The 5,542-nt window shown below is 68.3% G+C and carries 5 protein-coding genes and 1 pseudogene; 5 read left to right on the forward strand and 1 reads right to left on the reverse strand.

Translation table 11 applies throughout. The features are described 5' to 3' along the window. The 5 genes and pseudogenes from A5704_RS27630 to A5704_RS11700 form a co-directional block, all read left to right on the forward strand. Positions 1 to 148: pseudogene (locus tag A5704_RS27630) on the forward strand (hydroxylase); the annotation flags it as partial. A 9-nt stretch (positions 149 to 157) separates the two neighbouring features. Continuing rightward, positions 158 to 1,066 carry a biphenyl-2,3-diol 1,2-dioxygenase gene (bphC, locus tag A5704_RS11685; RefSeq protein ID WP_067752569.1) on the forward strand — a complete coding sequence of 303 codons (909 nt, stop codon included), beginning with the start codon at positions 158 to 160 and terminating at the stop codon, positions 1,064 to 1,066. Next, positions 1,063 to 2,529, forward strand: a complete 1,467-nt coding sequence (locus A5704_RS11690) for an FAD-dependent oxidoreductase (RefSeq protein WP_067752572.1) — start codon at positions 1,063 to 1,065, stop codon at positions 2,527 to 2,529. Before bphC ends, A5704_RS11690 begins: the two co-directional genes overlap by 4 nt. Positions 2,530 to 2,686: 157 nt before the next feature. Beyond that, the gene (locus A5704_RS11695) at positions 2,687 to 3,520 is read left to right on the forward strand and encodes an IclR family transcriptional regulator (protein WP_067752575.1); all 834 of its coding nucleotides are present in this window, start codon (positions 2,687 to 2,689) and stop codon (positions 3,518 to 3,520) included. Next, the gene (locus A5704_RS11700; RefSeq protein ID WP_067752578.1) at positions 3,517 to 4,446 is read left to right on the forward strand and encodes an alpha/beta hydrolase; all 930 of its coding nucleotides are present in this window, start codon (positions 3,517 to 3,519) and stop codon (positions 4,444 to 4,446) included. The genes A5704_RS11695 and A5704_RS11700 overlap by 4 nt, the downstream gene beginning before the upstream one ends. On the opposite strand, the gene A5704_RS11705 is transcribed toward A5704_RS11700, so the two are convergent. Then, positions 4,447 to 5,542, reverse strand: a 1,096-nt coding sequence (locus A5704_RS11705; RefSeq protein ID WP_067889132.1) for an NADH:flavin oxidoreductase, incomplete at its 5' end; no start/stop codon positions are given.

Here is a 5,542-nt window from a genome sequence, read left to right on the forward strand (position 1 = left end):
CATGGACAAGCCGCTGCAACGGTATTGGCGCGACGTCCATGTCGGCCAGCTGCACGCCATCCACATGCCTGGAACCATCTACCACGCGTCGGCACTGAGTTCGCTGGGTGTCGATCCGCCCGAGGGCCCCCTGCGGGCTTTGATCTAGGAGAGCACGTTGACCGACCTGAAAAGCCTGGGCTACATCACCATTTCGACGAACGACATCGACCGCTGGCGGCAATTCGCCTTCGGTGTCCTGGGTTTCGCCGAGGGGAATGGTCCCGACCCCGAGGCGCTCTACCTGCGGATGGACGAGCGCGCCGCCCGGCTCATCGTGGTGCCCGGTGAGACCGACCGGGTGCTGACGGTCGGCTGGGAGGTGCGTGACCGCCCGGCGCTGCAACGGGTCAAGGCGACCCTGGACGCCGCAGGGACCCCGTTCAAGCAATTGTCCGCCGACGAGGCCGAGGCCCGCCGCGTGGAAGAGGTCATCACCTTCGAGGACCCGGCGGGCACCACGCTCGAGGTCTTCCACGGTGCGGTGCTCGACCACAGCCCCGTCGTCACCCCGTTCGGCGCGAAATTCGTCACCGGCGACCAGGGCCTGGGCCACGTCGTCGTGCCGGCGACGGACCCGAACGGGCTGTTCGACTTCTACACCGAGGTGCTGGGTTTCCGCGCCCGCGGCGCGTTCCGGGTGCCGCTGCCGAAAGAGTTTGGGCCCGTGCGGGTTCGCTTCCTGGGCATCAACGAACGCCACCACAGCCTGGCGATCGTGCCGGCCGCACATCAGCGCGACCCGCGCCTGGTGCACATCATGGTGGAGGTCGACACCCTCGACGCGGTGGGCCAGGCGCTGGACCGCGTGAACGCCGAGGGCTTCCAGCTGTCCTCCACGCTGGGCCGGCACACGAACGACAAGATGGTGTCGTTCTACGTCCGGGCTCCCGGCGACTGGGACATCGAGTTCGGCACCGACGGCATGCGCGTCGACGAAACCTATTACACCGCAGAGGAAATCACCGCCGACAGCTACTGGGGTCACCAGTGGATCGGCGAAATGCCCGCAGCCATGCGGCTATGACGCCGGATACCGACGTCACGCCGGTCCCGGCCGCGTCGATCACGTCGTGGGACGACGAGGCCGACGTGGTCATCGCCGGCTACGGGGTGGCTGGCGCCGCCGCGGCGGTGGAGGCGGCGCGCTCCGGCGCCGAGGTTCTTGTCCTGGAGCGGACCGGATCCTGGGGCGGGGCGGCGGCGATGGCCGGCGGGTTCATCTACCTCGGCGGCGGCACCCCGCTGCAGAAAGCCTGCGGCTTCGACGATTCCGTCGACAACATGGCGGCCTTCCTCAACGTCGCGATGGGGCCCGGCGCCAACCCGGAGCGGATCGCCGACTACTGCGCCGGCAGCGTGGCCCACTTCGACTGGCTGGTCGGCTGCGGCGTTCCGTTCAAGGCGGAATTCTTCTCCGAACCGGGCTGGGAACCGATGGGTGACCAGGGCCTGATGTACAGCGGCGGCGAAAACGCCTATCCCTTCAACACGATCGCCTCCCCCGCCCCGCGCGGGCACGTCCCGCAGATGTCCAACAAGAAGCAGGGCGAGGCCAGCGCGGGCTACATGCTGATGAAGCCACTCGTCGAGACCGCCACCGCCGCCGGCGCACGCGCACTCTACGACGTGCGGGTGCAACGCCTCATCGTCGAAGCCGACGGCCGGGTGGTCGGGGTCCGGGCGCGCCAGTACGGCAACGACATTGCGGTGCGTGCCCGCAAGGGCGTGGTGCTCGCGACCGGCAGCTTCGCCTACAACGACGCGATGGTGGCCCGCTACGCCCCGCGGATCGCGGGCCGCCCGGCCGCCTCGATCGAGCAGCACGACGGCCAGGCGATCCGGATGGCGCAGGCGCTGGGCGCCGATCTGGCGCACATGGACGCCACCGAGGTCGCGATCTTCATCGACCCTCAGCAACTGGTGCGCGGCATCCTGGTCAACGGCCGCGGTCAGCGCTACGTCGCCGAGGACACCTATCCGGGCCGCATCGGCCAGCTGACGCTCTACCAGCAGGACAACACCGCCTTCCTGATCATCGACGACGACGCCCAGCAAGAGGCGATGGCGTCGTGGTCGCCGAAGTTCATGCTGCGCCCGGCGACCTGGGTGGCCGACACCGTCGCCGACCTGGAACGCGAGATGGGCCTGGCGCCGGGATCCCTGCAGGCGACCGTCGCCGCCTACAACGAGGGCGCGGCCCGCGGCGAGGATCCGCTGCTGCACAAGAAGCCGGAGTGGTTGCGGCCCATCGGTTCCCCGGTCGGCGCGATCGACTTGCGGGAGAACACCGGCGGTTTCACCCTGGGCGGCCTGGCCACCACGCTCGACGCCGAGGTGCTCCACGTCAGCGGCGAACCCATCCCCGGCCTGTTCGCCGCCGGTCGCTGCACCGCCGGCTTGGCCGCCTGGGGCTACGCCAGCGGCATCTCGCTCGGCGACGGCAGCTTCTACGGCCGCCGCGCGGGCCGGTCCGCGGCCAAGGGCTGAGCCGGCCTGCACTGATCCCTACATCTCGCGCCCGACACAGATGTGGCCGGTGGCGCTTTTGGCGTGCCATGTGACAGCGCGCACAAGACTATGGTACAAACTGGGGTATCTCTAATAGTCATATACCAGCCAGATGCAATGGAGCTTTGGAGGACCGATGTCAGCGTCCCTGGAAACAGCAACTCCCACCGCCGTCATCGACCGCGTCTCCTTGGTGCTGGACGCCTTCGAAGGACCGGGACGGCTAACGCTGGCCCAGATCGTGCGTCGCACGGGCCTGCCGCGCTCGTCGGCGCACCGGATGCTCGAGCGGTTGGTTCAGCTGCGCTGGTTACGCCGCAACGGCCGCGACTACGAGCTGGGCATGCGGCTGGTGGAGTTGGGCTCACTGGCCGTGCACCAAGACCGCCTGGTGCGCGCGGCCGCCCCCTTGCTGGGCGAATTGCACCGCGCCACCGGCCTTGTCGTTCATCTAGCGGTGCTGGACGGGCCGGACGTTGTCTACCTCGACAAGATCGGTGACCGACTGATCAACGCGATCCCCACCCGGGTCGGGGGTCGGCAACCCGCGCACTGTACCGCGGTCGGCAAAGCCATCCTGGCCTATGGCGACCAGCAGGCCGACGTTGATCTGCAGGCCCGCAAGACCAAGTTTTCCATTTGCACCGGCTCGCAACTTGCCGCTGAGTTGGCCAAGGTGCGCGCCCACGGCGTCGCCTTCGAGCGCGAGGAGTCGCTGCTCGGTTTTGGCTGCGTGGCGGCCCCCATCGGCAACCCCGGTGAGGCGATTGCCGCGGTGTCGGTATGCGCACCGATGAATCGCATGGTGTTCGATCAGCGACTAACCACCCCGGTCCGCATGACCGCGGTGAACATCTGGCGCAACATCGAAGACGGCGCCCACCGGGTGGCGCCAACGCTGCAAACAATGCGACCGCTGCTGCCCCACCGCCCGATTCCGGCGCCGCAGCCCACCTTGCAGTACGCGTGAACCTCGACCCCCAGGTCGCCGAGCTGATCGAGGGGCTGGACGCGGGCTTTCCGCCGGTGCACACCATGACGGGCGCCCAGGCCAGGGCGGCCATCCGCGAGCGGCTGGTACCGCCCGCCCAGCCCGAGCCGGTCGCCGCAGTCCGAGATCACACCATTTCGGGCACCGGTGCGGACATCCCGCTACGGATCTACCGGCCCCGCGGCCATGCCGACGACGGCGGCCTGCCGATCCTGGTATACGCGCACGGCGGCGGATTCGTGTTTTGCGACCTCGACAGCCACGATGGCCTGTGCCGCAGTCTGGCCAACCTCGTTCCCGCCGTGGTGGTTTCCGTCGGGTACCGGCTGGCTCCAGAAAATCCGTGGCCTGCCGCGGCCGAGGACCTGTACGCCGCCACGCGATGGGCCGCCGACCTCGACGGCGTCGGCCGCCGAGGTTCGCGCGCGGTTGTGGTGGGCGGTGACAGCGCGGGCGGCAACCTGGCCGCCGTCGTGGCGTTGATGGCGCGCGATCGTGGTGGCCCGGCGATTGCCGCGCAGTTGCTGCTCTACCCGATGCTCGCGGCCGGCTTCGACACCGAGTCATATCGACTGTTCGGCAAGGGTTTCTACAATCCGACGGCTGCTCTGCAATGGTATTGGGACCAGTATGTGCCCGCATCCGCCGACCGCGACCATCCTTACGCCTCACCGCTCCGAGCGGACCTACATGGGCTACCGCCCGCGGTGATAGTCACGGCCGGGCACGATCCGCTTCGGGACGAAGCCATCGCCTACGCCGACGCGCTGCAATCCGCGGGGGTAGTCGCCGTGCGGTGCGGCTTCGAAGGTGGCATCCACGGGTTCATGACGATGCCGATGCTCGACATCGCTCACGAAGCCCGGCGGCAGGCGTGCCGCGAGTTGGCCGCGCTGCTGGGGTGATTACCGTGCTGCGTGCTGGGCGGGCTGCTCGTCGATCTTGGCAGGTGGTCCGTAGCGCTGGTCGGGATCGAGCACGCAGTGGGTGCGACCGAAAACGGTGACCATGCACTTGTTGTTGTGGTTGCATCGGCTGCGACTGGCCGGGTCGGCGATCATCTTGTTGACCAGGTCGGGTTCCCGCAGCAGCGCCCGACCCATCGCCACGAAGTCAAATCCCTCCTCTCGTGCGGTCTCGACGTGGTCGCGGCGGGTGATGCCGCCCAGCAGGATCAGTTTGGTGTTGCGCATCACCGGCACGAATTGGCGTGCGGCTTCGAGCATGTAGAGGTCGCTGTACGGGTAGCTGCCCATCACGCGCTTGCCGGCCAGCCTGATGGCAGGCCGTAGCGCAGCCGGCATGACGCGGGCGAATTCGCGCACCGGGACGTCGCCCCGGAACAGGTACATCGGCTTGAAGACCGAGGACCCTTGGGTCAGTTCGAGCGCGTCGAGGGTGCCGTCGGTGTCGAGGAGTTGCGCGGTGCGCAACGCCTCATCGATCCAGATGCTGCCGGGCAGTCCGTCGTCCATATTCAGTTTGGCGATGACGGCGATCCGGCCCCCGGCCATCTCGCGGACGCGTTCGGCGATCTCCCGTGACAGGCGGGAACGGTTGTCGATGGAGCCGCCGTACTCGTCCTTGCGGCGGTTGATGAGTGGGCTCAAAAACGAGCTCGGCAGATACAAGTGTCCGAAATGCAGTTCAACTGCGTCGAATCCGGCATCGATGGCTACCTGGGTTGCCGTGCCGAACTGGTCGATGACGGTTGCTATCTCGTCGCGGGTGATCGCCCGGCAGTAGGCCAACGATGTCGGGTTGACGAACCGGCTCGGCGACAGGGCGGTCACCCCGGTCAGCGCCCTAGGGGCCACCACCCCGGCGTGGCCCAGCTGGGCCGAGATGGCCGCACCCGCCCCATGCACGGCATCGGTAAGTCTGCGCAGGCCGGGCAGCGCCTGCGAGCTCATGACGATCTGACCCGGGGCGCTGGCGCCCTCGGGCGCGACACAGCAGTAGGCCACCGTCGTCATGCCCACTCCCCCGTCGGCGAACGCC

This window comes from Mycobacterium sp. E735, from assembly GCF_001666955.1.
Lineage (GTDB): Bacteria > Actinomycetota > Actinomycetes > Mycobacteriales > Mycobacteriaceae > Mycobacterium.